Source organism: Azospirillum sp. B510 (assembly GCF_000010725.1).
Classification (GTDB): domain Bacteria; phylum Pseudomonadota; class Alphaproteobacteria; order Azospirillales; family Azospirillaceae; genus Azospirillum; species Azospirillum lipoferum_B.
Genome location: NC_013856.1, coordinates 51,379 through 68,889, shown reverse-complemented (window position 1 = coordinate 68,889; position 17,511 = coordinate 51,379). Strand labels below are relative to the sequence as shown.

Sequence of the window (17,511 nt, the reverse complement as noted above, 5' to 3'; positions counted from 1 at the left end):
TGTCTCCTCGTCGATCAGAATGTTTCGCTGGCGAGATCGCCCTCGGCGACCACGCGCAGCCGTTCCAGCGCCTCCTGGCCGAAGCACTGGAACAGCACCGGAGTCGTCAGGGTGTCGAGGAGGGTGGAACTGATCAGCCCGCCGAAGATCGCGACCGCCACCGGATGCAGGATCTCGGTCCCCGGCATGTCGGAGGAGAACAGCAGCGGGATCAGCGCCAGACCGGCCGACAGCGCGGTCATCAGCACCGGGGTCAGCCGCTCCTCGCAGCCGCGCATGATCAGCCCGCGCCCGGTCGGCACCCCCTCATGCAGGGCGAGGTTGATGAAATGGCTGATCTTCAGCACGCCGTTGCGCACCGCGACCCCGGTCACGGCGATGAAGCCGATCATGGCGGCCAGGCTCAGATCCTGGCCGAAGAGGACCAGGGCGGCGACGCAGCCGATCAGCGCCAGCGGGATGTTCGCCATCACCACCAGGCTCAGCACCACCGAGCGGTAGCGCTGGTAAAGCACCAGGAACACCAGCGCGATCGAGACCGCGCACAGCCCGGCCATCACCGGACGGCTCTCCTCCTCCTGGCGGAAGCTGCCTTCCAACAGGGTATTGTAGCCGGGCGGCAGCGGGGTGGCGGCGATCACCGCCCGCATGCTCGCGGCGATCGCCGACATGTCGGACCCGTCGGTGTTGGCGGTCAGCACGATGCGGCGCATGCCCGATTCGCGCATGATCTGGTTCGGCCCGGCGGCGTTGACGATTGTGGCGACGGAGGACAGCGGCACATAGCCGGCCGGGGTCTCCATCCGCATCTGGGCGAGCGTTTCCGGCGTGCGGTCGGCATCCGACAGGCGCAACACCACGTCGAACCGTTTGCCGCCGTCGACCACCTGCGACACCGTGCGGCCGTTCGACAGGCTTTCCAGCGCCTGCGCCAGCTGCGCCGGGGTGACGCCGAACAGCTTGGCCCGCTCGTAATCGAGCGTGATGCGGATCTGCGGAACCTGCACCTGCTGTTCGACCAGCAGGTCGCGCAAGCCCGGAATCTCGTCGAACTTCTCGCGGAAGCGGCCGGCGAGCACGCGCAGCGTGCCCAGATCCTCGCCGAAGATCTTCATCACGATGGCGCCGCGCACGCCGTTCTGGGCCACCTCCATGCGCGAGGTCAGGAACTGCGTCACCGTCAGGTCGACCGGCAGCACCGACAGCCGGTCGCGCAGATCCTCGATCACTTCGGCGCGGCTACGGCCGTCCAGCCGGACGCGCACCGGGAACTCGCTGCTGTTGACCGGATCGGCGTCCTCGTCATCCTCGTTGCGGCCGGTGCGGCGGGCGACGCTGACCACCTCCGGCACCTGCATGATGATCTGCTCGGCCATCGCCCCGACCCGGCTCGATTCGGCGAGCGAGATGCCCGGCCGGTTCAGCAGCTGGACATAGAGCGTGCCCTCGTTGAAGGGCGGCAGGAAGGAGCGCGGCAGCAGCGGCAGCGCCAGCGCCGACAGCACCACCAGCCCGGCGGTGGCGCCCAGCAGTGCTCGCGGATGATCGAGCGCCCAGCCCAGCGCCCGGCCGTTCAGCCGCTTCAGCCAGCGGATCAGCCGGCCGTCGTGCGACTCCTCCAGATGCTTCATGTTGGGCAGCAGATAGGCGCAGAGCGCCGGCGTCACCGTCAGCGACACCAGCAGGCTGGCGAAGATCGACACGATGTAGGCGACGCCGAGCGGACCGAACAGCCGCCCCTGTTCCCCCGGCAGGGCGAACAGCGGCAGGAACACCAGCAGGATGATCGCGGTGGCGTAGATGATGCCCGACCGCACCTCCTGAGAGGCGCGCATGATCACCTCGATCACCTCCAGCGGCCGGTGACGCCGCCGGTTGTCGCCCAGCCGGCGCAGCGTGTTCTCGACATACACCACCGAATCGTCCACCAGCTGGCCGATGCCGATGGCGATGCCGCCCAACGTCATGGTGTTGATGGTGGATCCCATCAGCTTCAGCGTGATGATGGTGACGATCAGCGACACCGGGATCGCCAGCAGCGAGATGGCGGTGGTGCGGGCGCTCCACAGGAAGGCGGCCAGCACGATGGCGACGATGACGATGGCGTCGCGCAGCACATCCTCGACATTGTCGACCGACGCGCTGATCAGGTCGGCCTGGCTGTAGGAGATCTTGCGCGCCTCCACCCCCTTGGGCAGCGACGGCGCCAGCTCCTCCAGCATGTCCTCGACCCGGCCGGCGAGCGCCACGCTGTTGGCGGTCGGATGCTTCAGGATCGCCAACAGCACCGCCGGTTCGCCGTTGAAGGCGCCCTCGCCGCGCTTGACCTTGGCGGCGAAGCTGACCTCGCCGATCTGGCTCAGCAGCACCGGGCGGCTGTCGCGGTAGGTGACGACGAGGCTGCGCAGATCATCCAGGCTACGGCTGCGGGCGACGTTGCGGATGATGAATTCGGTGTTGTAGAGGTCGTTGAAGCCGCCGCTGCTGTTGCCGCCGAAGGCGGTCAGCGCCTGTTCCACCTGGGTCAGCGTGATGCCCAGCATGTTCATGGCGACCGGATTGGGCGTGAAGCGGAACTGCCGCACGTCGCCGCCGACGACATAGACCTGCGACACGCCCTCCACCGCCATCAGCCGGGGCCGGACGGTCCAGTCCGCCACCTCTCGCAGGGCCATCGGGTCCAGGTCCGGAGCCTGGACCACCAGTTGCATCGCCAGACCCATCACCGACGACATCGGCGCCAGATGGGGAACGACGCCGGCCGGCAGCCGCTCGCGCACCATGCCGATGCGCTCCGTCACCTGTTGGCGGTTGCGGTTGGGATCGGTGCCCCAGGTGAACTCGACATAGATCAGCGAGAAGCCGGGGCTCGACGCGCTGCGGATGCGCGACACCCCTGGCATGCCGTTCAGCACCAGCTCCATCGGATAGGTGATGAGCTGCTCGACCTCCTCGGGCGCATAGCCGCCGGCCTCGGTGACGATGGTGACCATCGGCGGATGCAGATCGGGCAGCAGGTCGATCGGCATGTCCCGCGCGATCAGAACGCCCCAGCCGGTGATCAGCAGCGCCGCGATCAGGACGAGAGGACGCTGGCGCAGGCTGAGTCCGACGAGAAAGGTGAACATGACGACGGGCGTCTCCGTTGGGGGCGTCACCGTTGGCGGCCCGAAGGCCGCCGGAAGGCTGGAGCGGAAGAAGAAGGAGAAGGATCAGGCGGCCCGGCCGGGCCAGCGACGGCGGATGGCGACCGGATTCTGCCACAGCCACAGCAGGGCCACCGCCAGCGCAACGGCGACGCCGGCCCAGATGATTGGACGGTGCGCCGAGGCGGTCGCCGGCACCGCATCGGCCAGACGCGGCACCAGCAGGTCGGCCGCCCCGGACGCGGTCGCCCCGGCCAGCGCCAGGCTGACCGTCAGCGGCGTGACGCTGGCCGGCGGCATGTAGGGCTCGGAGCGGTAGATGCCGGGCGACACCTCGGTCATATCGAGCGTCTGCCTCGGCGTGTCGATCCGCAGTTCGGCACCGGACAACGGGTCGCTGCTGTCATAATGGTCGACGAAGGCGAACAAGCGCTTCTGGCCGACGACGACGACGACGCTGACCGGCTCGACGCCAGCCCCGCGCACCGTGGTCCGGGCCAGATCCAGGACCATCGCGATGCGCGGAGACGCCGGCGATCCGGCATCCTCGGCCCGCGCCGCGCCGGAAAAGGCACCGGCCAGGCCGGCGGCCACGCAGACGGCCAGAAGGGTGGACACCGCTTGACCGGCGGCGCAACGGAACCAACCTGCTGTCCTGCTGCGAAACTCCATCGCGTCCTCCATCCTGTCTTCGTTCATTGTCTTCGACCCGTGGGTCTGTGACCTTTGGGTCTTCGACCCGTGGGGCTTTGGCCGGGAGGGGCCTTGATCGGGCGACCCCGGAAAGCGGGTATCCATCACTGGAATTGCGACAGCAGCCGGGCGCCGTGGGTGACGATCCGCGCGCCGGACTCGAGCCCGGCGGAGATCAGCACGCTGCGCCCGTCGATGGTCTCCGTCTTGACCGTGTGCGGCATGAAGACTTCCGGCTCCACCAGTTCCCAGACCTGTTCGGAGCCGCCGGAATCATTGACCACCGCCTCGCGGGCGATGGGGATGCCCTCGCGCATCTTCGATTCGTTGCGGACGGTCACGGTCACCGGGCGGCCGACCCGCAGCCCCTCGATCGGATTCTCGATTCGGAACATCAGCGGCACCGACTGCTGCAACAGGGCAAGACCGCTGCCGATGAAGGTCAGGTCGAGCGGATCGCCCTCCGGCGTCACGGCACTGGCGTTCTGCACCATCTGGGTGCCGCGGGCGACCTCCGGGTCGGCGGCGACCGCCTCGATCCACAGGCGCTGCGGGTTGACGATCTCGAAAATCTTCTCGCCGGGATGGACGATCCGGCCGTTGATGGCGGTGGAGGCGCTGATCACACCGTCGATGGCCGCCCGCAGCACCTCCTGGGTCTGGAGCATCGGCAGCAGGGCCTCGCGTTCACGGCGCAGCCCCTCCAGCCGGACCTCCGCCTGCATCACCTTGCCGTCGCGGAAGGGCACGAACCAGAACTGCTTCAGGATCTCGAGGCTCTCGGCGGTGATGCGGATCTCGTTGGTCAGCCGGGCGACCTCGCGCCGGACCTGGCTGCGGTCGACGACACCGATAGCCGGCGAGACATAGCCCAGGATCTGCCCCTTGCGCACCGTCTCGCCCAGCACCGGCATGCCGGTCTTCGGCGGCTCGATCCGGCCGAGCAGGCTGGCTTCGACATCGCCATGGGCGTTGGGATCGGGAACGATCCGCCCCGGCAGCTTGACCGTCAGGGGAATCCGCACGCTCTCGGCCTTCTGCGTGCGGATGTCGAACATCCGTTGCAGGGGTTTCGGCACGAAATAGGAGCCGTCGGGGCGGCGTTGAGGCTTGTCGACGGCCAGCGACGCCAGCAGCTTCGCGTCGGCGGCGAGCGGCGGCGCGGGCGGCTTCGCTTCCGCGACCATCGGTGCGGCAGGGGCGGAGGGTCGCGGTGGCGGCTGGACGGACGCCGCCGGTTCCGACGGCGACGGAGGCGCCGCGGCGACCGGGGCAGCGGAGGCGGAATCGGCAGCGGAAACGGCCGGGGAGGCGGCGGCGGAAGCCGCCACGGACACGGCTGGCGCCGGAGTGGACGGCGCCTGGACGGCTTCGCGTCCCGAGAGCTCCTGTGCCGACGCCACCGTCATGGTGGTGTCCGGGACATGGACCTGGCTGACCGGGGTCCGGTTGACGCCGAACATATAGGCGACTTCCCAGCTGAACTGGCTGAGCGCCTGCGATCCGCTCGACACATAGCCGCCGACCGCCGCCACCGGCGCTGTCGCGCTGTCCATCACCGTGGTCGCGGCGGCGCAGGCCGTGGATCCGATCCATTGACCCGTGTCCGACAGCCAGGACCCGTCCATAGCGGGAGTCGTCGCGGGAGTTGGCGCCGGACGCCGTTGCCGGAGGGGAGCCTCATCCTCCGCATCCGTCGCGTGACGGTTCCAGGCGGCAGCGGATGCCGCCGGCAGCCAAACCGAGAGGATGGACGCGGCAACCGCCGAGGACAACACAACGGCCCGCGTGCGCGTCAGCGGCCGGCGGCGATCCCTCCATAGGGACAGAGCCAGCTCCGCAGACCCGGCGGCAGGAGGCAGGTCCGGACCCGCCATGGTGCGATCCACCGTTCCAAACACGTTCGGCATGTAGCTTCCGACTTGATAAGGCCCGATCCACGCGGCAAAGCGGCGCGAGCACGACCGTCCCGGACTTGGACCCGATCCCGGACCCGACCCTCCGCCCGGTGCGTGACGCTTTGCCTGCGATGATTGGACCTGAGCAAGCCTAACGAATTATGAATATCGACCCTGGGACAGGCATCAGCGAAATATAGAAAAAGCGTAACAGAAATCTTGTTGCGGCGTTTTTCTCGCCAGGACTGTTTGGATACACAACTCCCAAAAATATGTACACCTAAGATTTAGTTATCTATAAAGATTACATTGACAACCAGTAATTTAATTACCGGCAAACAGCAATCTGCTCGTTCGAGAGGTTTTCTCGGTAGATAACGATAAGTCCCTGATTCCCAATGGGAAAATTTCACTCCCCGGATGTCTGTGTAACTTTCCTGCAGGCTTTTCCGTTTACCCTGATTGAGGTAGCCTGTCCGATATGAGATATGCGGACTACTCGGCACCCGAAATAGGAACCGCTGTTTCACATATCGACATCGCGAGAGGGTGAGACCGCCCGGCACCGGTGGATCGCAACGGAGATCGGGGCGCGCTTCGTGCCGCCCCTCCGCCGCGAACCGGGGCCGCCGGCCATCGACGTCGACTTGCGAGACCCAGCATCCATGCCAAACCCGAGCGGAGCGTGACCGTATGCAAGACGTGCAATCCACCGACGAAACCGGCAGCCGGACCGGCACGGACCGGCAGGCTTCCGAAGCGGCCGCGCCCGGCAGCGAGCCCGCGCCCGCCGTCCGGCAGGGAGGCCGCGGCAACACGCCGGTCGCCCTGGCCATCCTGCTGGCGGCGGCGGCGGTGTGCGGCACCGTCCTCTATGCCGACGAGCTGCGCTCTTCGTTGCTCTCGCCGAGCAGCACCCAGCTGAAGCTCGACGCGCTGGACCGCACCGTCGCCGGCCTGACGGCGATGCCGGAGAAGATCGCGGCGCTGGATCAGGCGCTCGCGGCCACCGGCAAGCGAATCGACCAGCAGGCGGTCTCCGGCCGGGCGGTTTCGGTGATCGCGGCACGCCTGCTGAAGGACCAGCTCGGCACCTCCGATCCCTTTGCCGACGATCTGGCGCTGTTGCGCCTGTCCGCCGGAGTGGACGCCGAGCTGTCCAAGGCCCTCGATCCGGTCGCCGGCTATGCCGCCAAGGGCGTGCCGAGCAGGACCCAGCTGTTCGCCTCCTTCGGCCTGCTGGTGCCGTCTATCCTCCACGCCGAGGCCCAGGACGGCCAGGGTGGCCTGAGCGAAACCGTCTGGGGCTGGATGACCGGTCTGTCGTCGATCGTCCTCGCCTCCGCCTCCTCCGATCCGGCGCCGGAAGCGGCGGCGGCGGCCCAACCCGTCCCGCCGCCGGCGGAAAGCCGGACCCCGGCTTTGCTGGCGACCACGGCGGCCCGGCTCGAGGCCGGCGAACTCGCCGCGGCCATCGACGCGATGGCGTCGCTCGACGGCGCGGCGGCTCCCGCGGCGGCCTCATGGCTGGCCGACGCCCGCGCCCGGCTGGCGGCGGAACGCGCCGGCGCCCTGCTTGAGGACAGGATCCGCGGCTGGACCGCCGCCGGCAAGTCCTAAACGGCTTTTGCGAACCCCGAACCGGGAACCGCGGCCCGCCCCTTGCGGCCCGTGGTTCCCACACATCCACCGCCCTGATTTCCACGGCCAATAAACTGCGAGGAACCCCGGTGACAGAGCTAACGAAGAGGGTATCGGCGGTGATGCTTGCCGCCGGGCTTGCGCTTTTCACCGGGACGGCGGCGCAGGCCGCGACGGTGCTGAACCGCGGCAATGGCGGCGAGCCGTCGACGCTGGATCCGCACCGCACGGATGGACGCATCGAATCGAACATCCTGCGCGACCTGTTCGAAGGGCTGGTGGTGTATGGTCCGGACGGCCGCATCCTGCCGGGCGTCGCCGAAAGCTGGCAGGTGTCGGAGGACGGCAAGCTCTACAGCTTCCAGCTCCGCGCCGATGCCCGCTGGTCAAACGGCGATCCGGTGACGGCCGAGGATTTCGTCTACAGCCTGCGCCGCGCCCTGACGCCCAAGGACGGCATCCAACCCTCCTCCAACATGCGCGTCATCAAGAACGCCGCCGCCGTGATCGACGGCGCCAAGCCGGCCGACACGCTGGGCGTCGCCGCCCCCAACCCGCGCACCGTCACCATCGCGCTCGAAGCGCCCACCCCTTATTTCCTCGACCTCATCGCCGCCGACAACAGCGCCCTGCCGGTCCACCGCGCCACGGTGGAAAGCCAGCGCGAACGCTGGACCGATCCCGGCAAGATGGTCAGCAACGGCGCCTATGTGCTGCAGGAATGGCGGGCGAAGCAGCAGATCGGCCTGGACAAGAACGCCAGCTTCCACGGCCGCGACGGGGTGGCCATCGACCGCGTCAACTTCTTCCCGATTGACGATTCCTCCGAGGAGGTCAACCGCTTCAAGGCCGGCGCCCTGCACGTCACCTACGAGGTGCCGCAGGACCGGGTGAAGTGGATTTCGCTGACCGAGCCGAAGGTGTTCTGGAACCGGCCCTTCCTCGCCACCTATTATTACGCCTTCAACCTGACGGTCGAGCCGTTCAAGAGCAGCCGCGACCTGCGCCGTGCTCTGTCGCTGGCGGTCAACCGCGAGAACATCGTCGACAAGGTCACCCGCGCCGGCGAAACCCCGGCCTATGGGCTGGTGCCGCCGATCGTGCCCAACTATCGCCGCCAGACCGCCGATTTCATCGCCGAGCCGATGGAGGACCGCCTGCGCGAGGCGCGCCGCCTGTTCTCGGCCGCCGGCTTCAGCCCGATGCAGCCGCTGTCGCTGGAGATCCTCTACAACCAGTCGGAAAACAACCGGGTCATCGCCGACGCCGTCATCTCGATGTGGCAGGACGCCTTCGGCAAGGGCATCCAGGTCAAGCCGGTCAGCGTCGAGCGCACCGAATATCTGAAGCGCCGCGCCCGGCGTGATTTCCAGATCGTCCGCGCCGCCTGGATCGGCGATTACGCCGACCCGACCGTCTTCCTCAACCTGATGCTGTCCACCGCGCTGCCGCCGCGCAACGACCCCGGATACCGCAGCCGCAAATATGACGAGCTGCTGGCCAAGGCGGCGGCCAGCGAGGAGGCGGCCCAGCGCGCCGCCCTGCTCGGTCAGGCCGAGAAGGCGATGATCGACGACGTGCCGGTCATCCCGATCTACCACTACGCCACCAAATCGCTGGTCAGCCAGCAGATCAAGGGTTGGGTCTACAACGTTCGCGATGTCCATCCCAGCCGCTTCCTGTCCTTCACCGGAAAGGCCGCCTCGTGACCGTCGTCCACGCGACACCCGTGGCGACTCGACCGCAGACCGACAGCACAGCGCACTGAGAGCGACAGGGAGGGACACAGCATGGATTTCGGCATTCTCACAATTCCGCTGGTGACGCTGGCGATGGCCTTCGGCTTCGCGGTGTTCACCGACACCCAGACCATCCATTTCGATTACGTCGACGTGCCCGACTCGATCTCCCAGGAGACCGGCCTGACCCCGGCGGTGGTGATCACCAAGCTGGCCGACGAGATGCAGGAGATCGAGCGGCAGGCCTTCACCAAGGCCGAAGCCCGCCAGGTCGAGCTGCATGCCGACCAGAGCGCCACCTCGGTGCTGGGCGAATATCTGGGCGTCACCCCGCTGATCCGCGTGGTGCAGGAATCGGCGCACATGATCCCCTACACCTTCTCCGGCGAGATCGTGCGCCACGACCAGCAGGTCGAATTCATCCTGCGCAGCTACGACAGCCACCACAACAAGACGCGCATCTCGCGCAACGGCACCGTCGACAACATGAAGGGGCTGATCCACGAGGCCGCCTATGAGGCGATGCGGGTGGTGAACCCCTACATCCTGGCCGCCTACCAGTTCAAGCGCGACCGGCTGTCGCGCGACTTCACGCCGACGCTGGAGATCCTGCGCCGCGAGCTGGAAGGGCACGATTCGCGCTACGCCCCCTGGCTGCACAATCTGTGGGGCATGGTGCTGTACCAGCAGAACGACCGCCATGGCGCCATCCATCAGTTCGAGGAGGCGGTGCATATCGACCCCAACTTCCTGTCGCCGCGCCTCAATCTCGGTGTCGTCAACGCCCGCCTCGGCGAATATGACGCGGCGGTCACCAACTTCACGGCGGTGGTGGAGAATCCCGCCGTCGCCCAGAGCCCGGCGGTGAAGGCGGCGGCGCTGAGCGAATGGGGCTTCACCCTGGCGCTGACCGGCCGGATCGACGAGGCCTATGCCAAATTCGACGAATCGACCCGGACCGACCCCAACTTCTCCGATGTCTTCTCCAGCTGGGCCGAGGTGCTGAGCGCCCAGGGCCGCCGCGAGGAGGCCGAGCGGATGACCGCCAAGGCGCTGAAGCTGGCGCCGAGGGAGATCGTCTACACCGAAAACCTGATCGGAACCGTCCAGAACGTCCCGGCCACCGCCAGCATGAACTGATGGTTTGATGAGGGAGGGCGGGAACATGGGACGGAACGCGCACGCAACGACCCCCGCCGCCCGGGCGGCCGGGATGACCGCGGCGGCGGTGATGGGGCTGGCGGCGGTGATGGCGATGCTGATCGCCGCGCCACCGGCCATGGCTTCCGGTGGCGGAAAAAGTGGCGGCGGACATGGCGGGCGCAACGTCCGCCATGCGGTGCCGGTCCATGCCGAGGCCAGGCACGCGTCGTCCCACCGCGACAGGGGCAAGGGCCATGGTGAAAGCCATGACGACGACCATGGCGGCGGCCACAGCTCCAGCGTCCTGCTGCTGGTGATCTACGGTCTGCTCGGTGTCAGTGCCGACCATGGCGGAGATCATGGCGGCGGGCATTCCAGCCCGATCGCCTCGGTCTTCGGCGGCGGGCATGGCGGTGGGCATGGCGCCGATCACGGCACTGGTCACGGGACGGGCCACGGACCCGATCCGGCCGCGGGCCATGGAGCGGCCGATGCCGCCGTCATCCCGGCCGCAGCGCATTGACGGGGCACGGTTGAGCGGGAATCGAGCGAGGGCCTCCGTGGCCGACATCATGCGGAACACCGGAACGCGTCGGCAGGGGGGCCCCCTTGCCGGCGCGTTTTTCGGCTTTCTCGCCCTTGGCGTTCCGCTGGTCCTGGCCTGCGCGCTGGGCGCGGCCCCGTCACGGGCGGAGGCGGGCGCCCCGGCGCAGACGGGCCCGACCGAGGTGACGGTGGGGATGTATCTGACCCAGCTGCAAGATTTCGATATGTCGAAGCGCTCCTTCTCCGCCTCCTTCTGGCTGTGGTTCCTGCATGACAATCCCGGTTACGACCCGCACGACTCGGTGGAGATCAGCAACGCCAAGTCGGACGGCGTGAAGTTTCCATCGCTCGACACCGGCAAGGGCGTCCGCTGGCATCAGGAAAAGCACGCCGCGGTGCTGGCGGAGGATTGGGAGATCACCCGCTTCCCCTTCGACCGGCAGCGGCTGAAGATCATGATCGAGGATGGAAAATACGACGCCACCGCCATCCGTTTCCTCGCCGATACGAAGAACAGCCGCATCGACCCCGCCGTCTCCGTCCCCGGATGGACCATCGAGAACTTCGAGCTGGCGGCGCGGGATGCGGTCCATCCGACCAGCTTCGGCGATCCCACCCTGTCGGGAAAGGACAGCGTCTATTCCTGGGTTGTCGCGACGATCACGGTGAAGCGGCAGGGCCTGCGCCTGCTGTGCAGCCTGTTCGTCGGATTCGGCGTCGCCTTCCTGCTGGCGCTGCTGACCTTCTTCCTGGATTTCGAGGCGATGGCGGGTTCCCGAATCGGTCTGGTCGCGGCGGCGGTCTTCGCCGCCGTCGGCAACAAATACGCGCTCGACAACGCCTTGCCGCCGGCCCCCGGCTTCACCCTGTCCGACGTGATCGTCAGCACGACCTTCGCCGCCATCCTGCTGGCGGCGCTGACGGTGGTGCTGATGCAGGTGACGCACAAGCGCCAGCCCCGGCTCGCCCGCTGGATCGACGGGCTGCTTTGCCTGACCACATTCCTCGGCTATATCGGGGTCAATGGCTACGCCATCGCCTCGGCCGCCGCCTGATGGCCCGACGGAGGCGACCATGATCCCTGTGCCGATGACCGACGACTTCGCCGGCTGCCGCGCCATCCTTCATCCCGACCGCCTCGCCGCGAATCTCGCGGCGGCCAGGACCATGCTGGCCCCCACCACCCGCATCCTCGGCGTCGTCAAGGCCAATGCCTACGGCCATGGCGCCGTGGCGGTGTCGCGGGCGCTCGAACGCGCGGGAATCGACGGCTTCGCCGTCGACAGCCCGGACGAGGGGACGGCTCTGCGCGACGCCGGCATCGCCGCGCCGATCCTGGTGATGAACCCGCTCTGCCCCGGCGACGCGCCCGCCCTGGTCGCCGCCGGCCTGACCGCCGCCGTCAGCGACGGCGAGGCGGCCCAGGCGCTGGACGACGCCGCGCGCCGGGCCGGCGGCGTGGCCGGACTCCATGTCCGGGTCCGAGCCGATGCGGATGGAATGGGTGGCGACGGGCTGGGCACCGGGGGGGACGGGGTGGCCCCCCTGCTGCGCGCCCTGCACCGCTTCGCCAATCTGCGGGTGGAGGGGCTGTTCACCCACATGATCGGCCCCTATCGCGACGATCCGGTCCAGATCGGACGGGAGATCGCCGGATTCCGCGGCCTGCTCGGCCGGCTGCCGGCCGATGTGCCGAGACCGCCGCTGATCCATGCCGCGACCAGTCCCGGCCTGTTCAACGCCCCCGGCGCCCGCTTCGACATGGTCCGGCTGGGCGCCGTGCTCTACGGCATCCGCATGGTCGAGGCCGGCGGCGCCCCCTTCCCCTTCCGCCCGGTGATGGAGCTGGTGTCGCGCATCGCCCATCTCGGCCGGCTGGAACCGGGCGACGACATCGGCTATGGCCCGGCGGCCCGGCGGCGGACGGGCGGACGGGCGGCGATGATTCCGATGGGCTACGCCGATCTTCCCTTTCTGCTAAACTTCCGCGACACGGCCGTGCTGATCCGCGGCCGGCGGGCGCCGCTGATCGGCGAGGCCTTCATGGGAAAGGTCCTGGCCGACGTGACGGACATCCCCGAGGCCGAGCTCGGCGACGAGGTGGTCTTCGTCGGCGCCCAGGGCATGGAGTCGATCACGGTGGAGGACATCGGCAAGGCCAACGGCATCCGTCCGTCGGCCATCCTGATGCTGGGGCCGCGCGTCGCGCGCCGGTCCGTCGGAGAGGTGGAGGAGGTAGGATGAGCGGACCCGGCCCGATCGTGAACCGGCGCCAGTTGATCGCCGGCACCGCCGCGGCGGTGCTGGCCGGCGGTCTACCCGCGGCCGCGCGGGCCGCCCGCGCGACCGACAACGCCCTGCTGCCCAAGCTGACCGACGCGCGCCACTGGCGGATCGGCTATGCCGAGACGATGCCCTACGGCAATTACGCCGGCACGCTCGCCAGCATCGTGAAGGGCCTGGACGCCCTGTCCTGGCTGAGCGGAGCGGCGAGGATGCCCTACGACGCCGGCCAGTCCGACAGCGAGGGGCTGTGGCGCTGGCTGTCGTCGCGCGACCTCGGCCCGCGCATCCGCTTCGTCGCCGACGGCTGGTATGGCGGGCTGGACCAGGCGCCGGCCGAACCGATCCTGCGACGGCTGGAAAGCGGCGGCGACCTCGACCTGATGATCGTCATGGGCACCATCGCCGGGCGCAAGCTGGCGGTGGACCGCCACGCCGTCCCGACGCTGGTCTTCTCCACCACCAACGCGGTGGCCGCCGGCATCGTCACCGCCGCCGACCTGTCGGGCCGCGACCATGTCTGGGCCCATGTCGATCCCCAGCGCTATCACCGCCAGATCCGCATCTTCCACGAGACCTTCGGCTTCCGCCGGCTCGGCATCGCCTATGAGAACAGCACGGCCGGACGCGCCATCGCCTCCATCGCCGACATCGAGGCGGTGGCCGGGCAGTTGGGGTACGAGCTGGTCGCCCGCCATGTCCGGGCCCCCGCCGGCCCCGACGACCAGGAGCGCTACTACGCCGATCTCGCCGCCGCCTGGGGCGATCTGGCCCAGCGGGTGGATGCCATGTACATCACCTTCGGCCGCTGGACCCTGGAGCGCTTTCCGGCGCTGGTCCGCGTCTTCCAGGAGCGCGGCATCCCCACCTTCTCGCAACTCGGGCCGGAGGAGGTGGCGCAGGGCGCGCTGATGAGCGTCGCCCGTAGCGATTTCGACGGCATCGGCCAGTTCGGCGCCTCGGTGATCGCGCGGCTGGCGAATGGCGAGCGGCTGCGGGACCTGCGCCAGATCTATTTCGACACGCCGACCATCGCCTGGAACCTCGCGGTCGCCGACCGCATGGGCTACCGCCCGGCGATGTCGGCGCTGCTGGCCGCCGACAACATCTACACCAGCCTCGGCGCGACACCATGACCAGCCTGACATCAGCCGAGAGGATTCGTCCCGTGCAACGCAAGACCGGCCGTTTCCTGGCGACCTTCCTTCCATCCGTTCTGCTGATCGTGGCGGCGCTGGTCTTCAGCGCCGGGGTCAATCTCGGCACCTTCCGGCGGGATTGCAGCGACGCGCTGTTCTCCACCTTCGGGGTGGCCGGGCGCAAGGTGGTGTCCAGCATCGAATACGCGGTCAAATACGGCAAGACCATCGAGAATTTCTTTGGCATGGAGCGGGCGCTCAGCCAGCTGAAGACCTATCTGCCGCAGGCGGACGGGGTCGCGGTGGCGCTGCCCGACGGGCAGGTCGCCTATGCCATCGGCACCTACGGCTTCAAGGACCGCATCGGCGACCGGCTGACCGGCTATGAGCAGCGCCGGACAGCCGGCGAGTTCCAGCGCACCAGCTCCTTCAACTATCACGACACGGACAGCCGGTCGCACAAGCTGTTCCTGCCGATCCGCGATCCCGCCGACGGGCGCTGGATCGGCACGCTGGTGATCGCCGCCGGCGACGCGGTGATCGACGACTATGTCCGCGCCTTCGAACGCCAGACCTTGATCTTCGTCGGCGCGCTGGGCGCGGTCGCGATCCTCCTGCTCGGCGGTCTGGCCCTGCTGCCGGACCTGCTGTCCAGCCGCAAGGGCGACAAGCGGCGGGATTCCAAACAGCAGGGAGCCAAACAGCAGGGATCCGGGCGGGCCGCGCTGGCCGTCGCCGCCCTCGTGCAGATCGCCGTCGGCGTGACCGGCTACGGCGCCTTCAGCGACGCCTATCTGCGCACGGTGGAGAACACCACCGGCATCGTCGAGAACATCGTGGCGACGGACATCGCCTCGGTCATCGGGCGGGGAGCGACCTACCGGTCCTTCTCCGGCATCGACGATTATTTCCACGAGATCATCACCATCGTTCCCCACTTCAAGGGCATGTCCCTGGCCGTGCCGGAGGGAACCGACCTGCCGGGAACGCTGGGCTCCGGCGCCGCGCCGGCCAAGGGCGATCTGGTGACGGCACGGGCGCTGGCGACCGACGCCAACCTCGTCACGCCGTCGCTCCGCATCGTCATCGACAGCGACTATATCCGGCGCAACACGCTGGAGGTCGTCGCCAACAACGTGACGATCCTGATCATCTCGCTGATGTTCATCTACGAACTCCATGTCTTCGTCAGCCGGCGGATGCGCGGACCGGCGGAGGTGAAGGCCGGGACGGACGAAACGGCAGCGGCGGCAGCGGCAGCGGCGGCGACCGGCCGGTCCCTGGCCGGTCTGCGCTTCCTGACCTTCCTGCTCTATTTCGGCATGTTCCTGTCGGCGTCCTTCGTGCCCGTGATCATGCAGACCTTCGACCGCGGCCTGTTCGGGCTGGCCCCGCCCCAGGCCGCCGCCCTGCCGGTGTCGGCGGAGATGCTGTGCGGCGCCCTGGCGATCCTGCTGGCGGGACGGATCAGCGCCCGCCTGCCCTGGCGGACGATGACCGCCGCCGGTCTGGCGCTCGCCGCCCTGGGCGCCCTGACGTCCGGCGCCGCCACCGATCCGCTGCTGTTCATCGTGGCGCGCGGGCTGGTCGGGGCCGGAACGATGACGGCGCTGATGGGGCTTTACCGCCTGATCGACCGCATCCGCGGCGTCGACCCGGCCACCGGCGCCTATTCCGACCTGTTTTCCGGCATGTATGTCGGCGTCAATTGCGGCGCGGTGGTCGGCAGCCTGCTGGCCGACGAGATCGGCCCCCATGCCGTCTTCCTGATCGCCGCCGTCGTGCTGCTGCTGGGCATCGCCCAGCTGCTGCTGTGGACGCCCGAGCCGGCGGGAGAAGCCGTCACCGCCGCCAACGCCACTGCCACCGCCAAGGCCGCCACGGCCCCCGGCATCACGCCTCCCGGCCGGCGGCGGGTGTGGAGCGACGCCTCCTTCGTCGCCTTCCTGCTGCTGGTGTCGGTCCCGACCTCCGCCTGCAGCATGTTCCTGATCTATTATTTCCCGCTGTTCGCCAGCGGGCTGGGCCAGCCGGCCTCCACCGTCGGGCAGGCCTTCCTGCTCTATGGCCTGTGCATCGTCTATCTCGGCCCGCTGCTGTCGCGCCTGATGCGGTCGAGCCGTGTCGCGCCCGGCCTGCCGGTGCTGGTCTCCGGCCTGATCATGGCGGCGGGGCTGACCACCTTCGCCCTGACCGGCAGCCTGATGGGGGCCTTCCTGGCGATCCTGCTGCTCGGTCTCAGCGACAGTTTCGGCCTGACGGCGCAGCAGCGCTATCTGGAACGGCTGCCGGTGGTGGACGCCCATGGGCTGGCGGTGCCGCAATCCTATCACCTGAACGCGCGCAAGATCGGCCAGGTGCTCGGCCCGATGCTGTTCAGCGCCGCCGCGGTCGCCGGCGGGGTTGGCGCCACCCTGATCGGGCTGGGGCTGGCGGCGGCGCTGCTGCTGCATCTGGCCCTGTCCATCCTGGCCCTGCGCCGTCGTCCGACCATGGCCGAACCGGCATGAGCGGAGCGGTGAGGGAGCTCTCGGTCCAGCCGCTGGAGCCGGGGCCGCTGGAGCCCACAGTGGAGTTGTCAGGTCCGGAAATGCCGGTCCTGCGCTTCGCGGTTCTCGATGCCGGCTGGGCGCCGGCCATCGCGGCACTTCAGGACGCGGCGATCGGCGACCGCATGTATCCGGTCAGCGACGGGCAGATCGCCGAGATGCTCGGCCCGCGCGGCCTGACGGTGGGGGCGCTGGCCGGCGACCGGCTGGCCGGCTTTTTCTCCCTGCTGTTTCCCGGACGCGGGCCGGACTCGATGGGCATCGGCTTCGGCCTCGAGGGCGAGGAGCTGGATGCGGTGGCGCATTGGACGGCGGTGATCGTCGATCCCGCCTTCCGCGGGCACCGGCTGCAACGGCGGCTGGTCCAGGCGGTCAACTGGCGGCTGTTTCCCCAGGCGCCCCACGACTACGCCTTCGTCACCGTGCGGGCCGACAACCCGCCCAGCCTGCGCAGCATGCTGGCCTGCGGCTTCGCCATGGTCTGGGCCGCCCCCAAATTCGACGGCCACATCCGCCACACCCTGTTCCGCATCACCCCCGGCGACGGGGCGGTCCCCGACGGCGGGGAGATGGTGGAGCTGATGGATCTGCCACGTCAGATGGCGCTGATGGCGCGGGGCTGGATCGGCTGGCCGCAGGGCGCGGACCCCGGCCGCGTCCGCTTCGCCCCGCCGGTTCCCGGCGGTCTGGTGGCGCGCATCCGGGCCCGGCGCCGCTGACCGGAGAGAGCGCCC

Annotated in this window: 12 protein-coding genes; 9 read left to right on the top strand and 3 right to left on the bottom strand. The window is 68.8% G+C overall.

Annotation, left to right across the window (positions count from 1 at the left end; genetic code table 11):
• Positions 1–14: 14 nt before the first annotated feature.
• The 3 genes from AZL_RS21640 to AZL_RS21630 form a co-directional block, all read right to left on the bottom strand.
• Positions 15–3,128 (bottom strand): efflux RND transporter permease subunit, encoded by a 3,114-nt coding sequence (locus AZL_RS21640; protein ID WP_012976594.1) that lies wholly within the window; start codon positions 3,126–3,128, stop codon positions 15–17.
• 84 nt (positions 3,129–3,212) lie between these two features.
• Entirely contained in the window at positions 3,213–3,764 is a 552-nt protein-coding gene (locus AZL_RS21635) for a hypothetical protein (protein ID WP_148219578.1), read from the bottom strand.
• A gap of 179 nt (positions 3,765–3,943) precedes the next feature.
• Positions 3,944–5,467: an efflux RND transporter periplasmic adaptor subunit gene (locus AZL_RS21630; RefSeq protein WP_052293737.1), complete on the bottom strand. Its 1,524-nt coding sequence runs from the start codon at positions 5,465–5,467 to the stop codon at positions 3,944–3,946.
• A gap of 963 nt (positions 5,468–6,430) precedes the next feature.
• On the opposite strand from AZL_RS21630, the gene AZL_RS21625 reads away from it, so the two are divergent.
• The 9 genes from AZL_RS21625 (at position 6,431) to AZL_RS21585 (ending at position 17,496) form a co-directional block, all read left to right on the top strand.
• On the top strand, positions 6,431–7,357 hold the full coding sequence (locus AZL_RS21625; RefSeq protein WP_042444973.1) for a mitofilin family membrane protein: 927 nt from the start codon (positions 6,431–6,433) through the stop codon (positions 7,355–7,357).
• 110 nt (positions 7,358–7,467) lie between these two features.
• Complete coding sequence (locus AZL_RS21620; protein ID WP_012976590.1) at positions 7,468–9,087, top strand: peptide ABC transporter substrate-binding protein; 1,620 nt, start codon at positions 7,468–7,470, stop codon at positions 9,085–9,087.
• An 81-nt stretch (positions 9,088–9,168) separates the two neighbouring features.
• Entirely contained in the window at positions 9,169–10,257 is a 1,089-nt protein-coding gene (locus AZL_RS21615) for a tetratricopeptide repeat protein (RefSeq protein WP_012976589.1), read from the top strand.
• 25 nt (positions 10,258–10,282) lie between these two features.
• Positions 10,283–10,783, top strand: a complete 501-nt coding sequence (locus tag AZL_RS21610) for a hypothetical protein (protein WP_042444969.1) — start codon at positions 10,283–10,285, stop codon at positions 10,781–10,783.
• A gap of 37 nt (positions 10,784–10,820) precedes the next feature.
• Positions 10,821–11,861, top strand: a complete 1,041-nt coding sequence (locus tag AZL_RS21605) for a hypothetical protein (RefSeq protein ID WP_042444967.1) — start codon at positions 10,821–10,823, stop codon at positions 11,859–11,861.
• A 19-nt stretch (positions 11,862–11,880) separates the two neighbouring features.
• Positions 11,881–13,050, top strand: a complete 1,170-nt coding sequence (gene alr / locus AZL_RS21600) for an alanine racemase (RefSeq protein ID WP_012976586.1) — start codon at positions 11,881–11,883, stop codon at positions 13,048–13,050.
• Positions 13,047–14,225: an ABC transporter substrate binding protein gene (locus AZL_RS21595; RefSeq protein WP_012976585.1), complete on the top strand. Its 1,179-nt coding sequence runs from the start codon at positions 13,047–13,049 to the stop codon at positions 14,223–14,225. The genes alr and AZL_RS21595 overlap by 4 nt, the downstream gene beginning before the upstream one ends.
• A 32-nt stretch (positions 14,226–14,257) precedes the next feature.
• Entirely contained in the window at positions 14,258–16,738 is a 2,481-nt protein-coding gene (locus AZL_RS21590) for an MFS transporter (RefSeq protein ID WP_042444965.1), read from the top strand.
• Between the two features lie 8 nt (positions 16,739–16,746).
• Positions 16,747–17,496, top strand: coding sequence for a GNAT family N-acetyltransferase (locus AZL_RS21585; RefSeq protein ID WP_148219576.1), 750 nt, complete (start codon positions 16,747–16,749; stop codon positions 17,494–17,496).
• Positions 17,497–17,511: the final 15 nt, after the last annotated feature.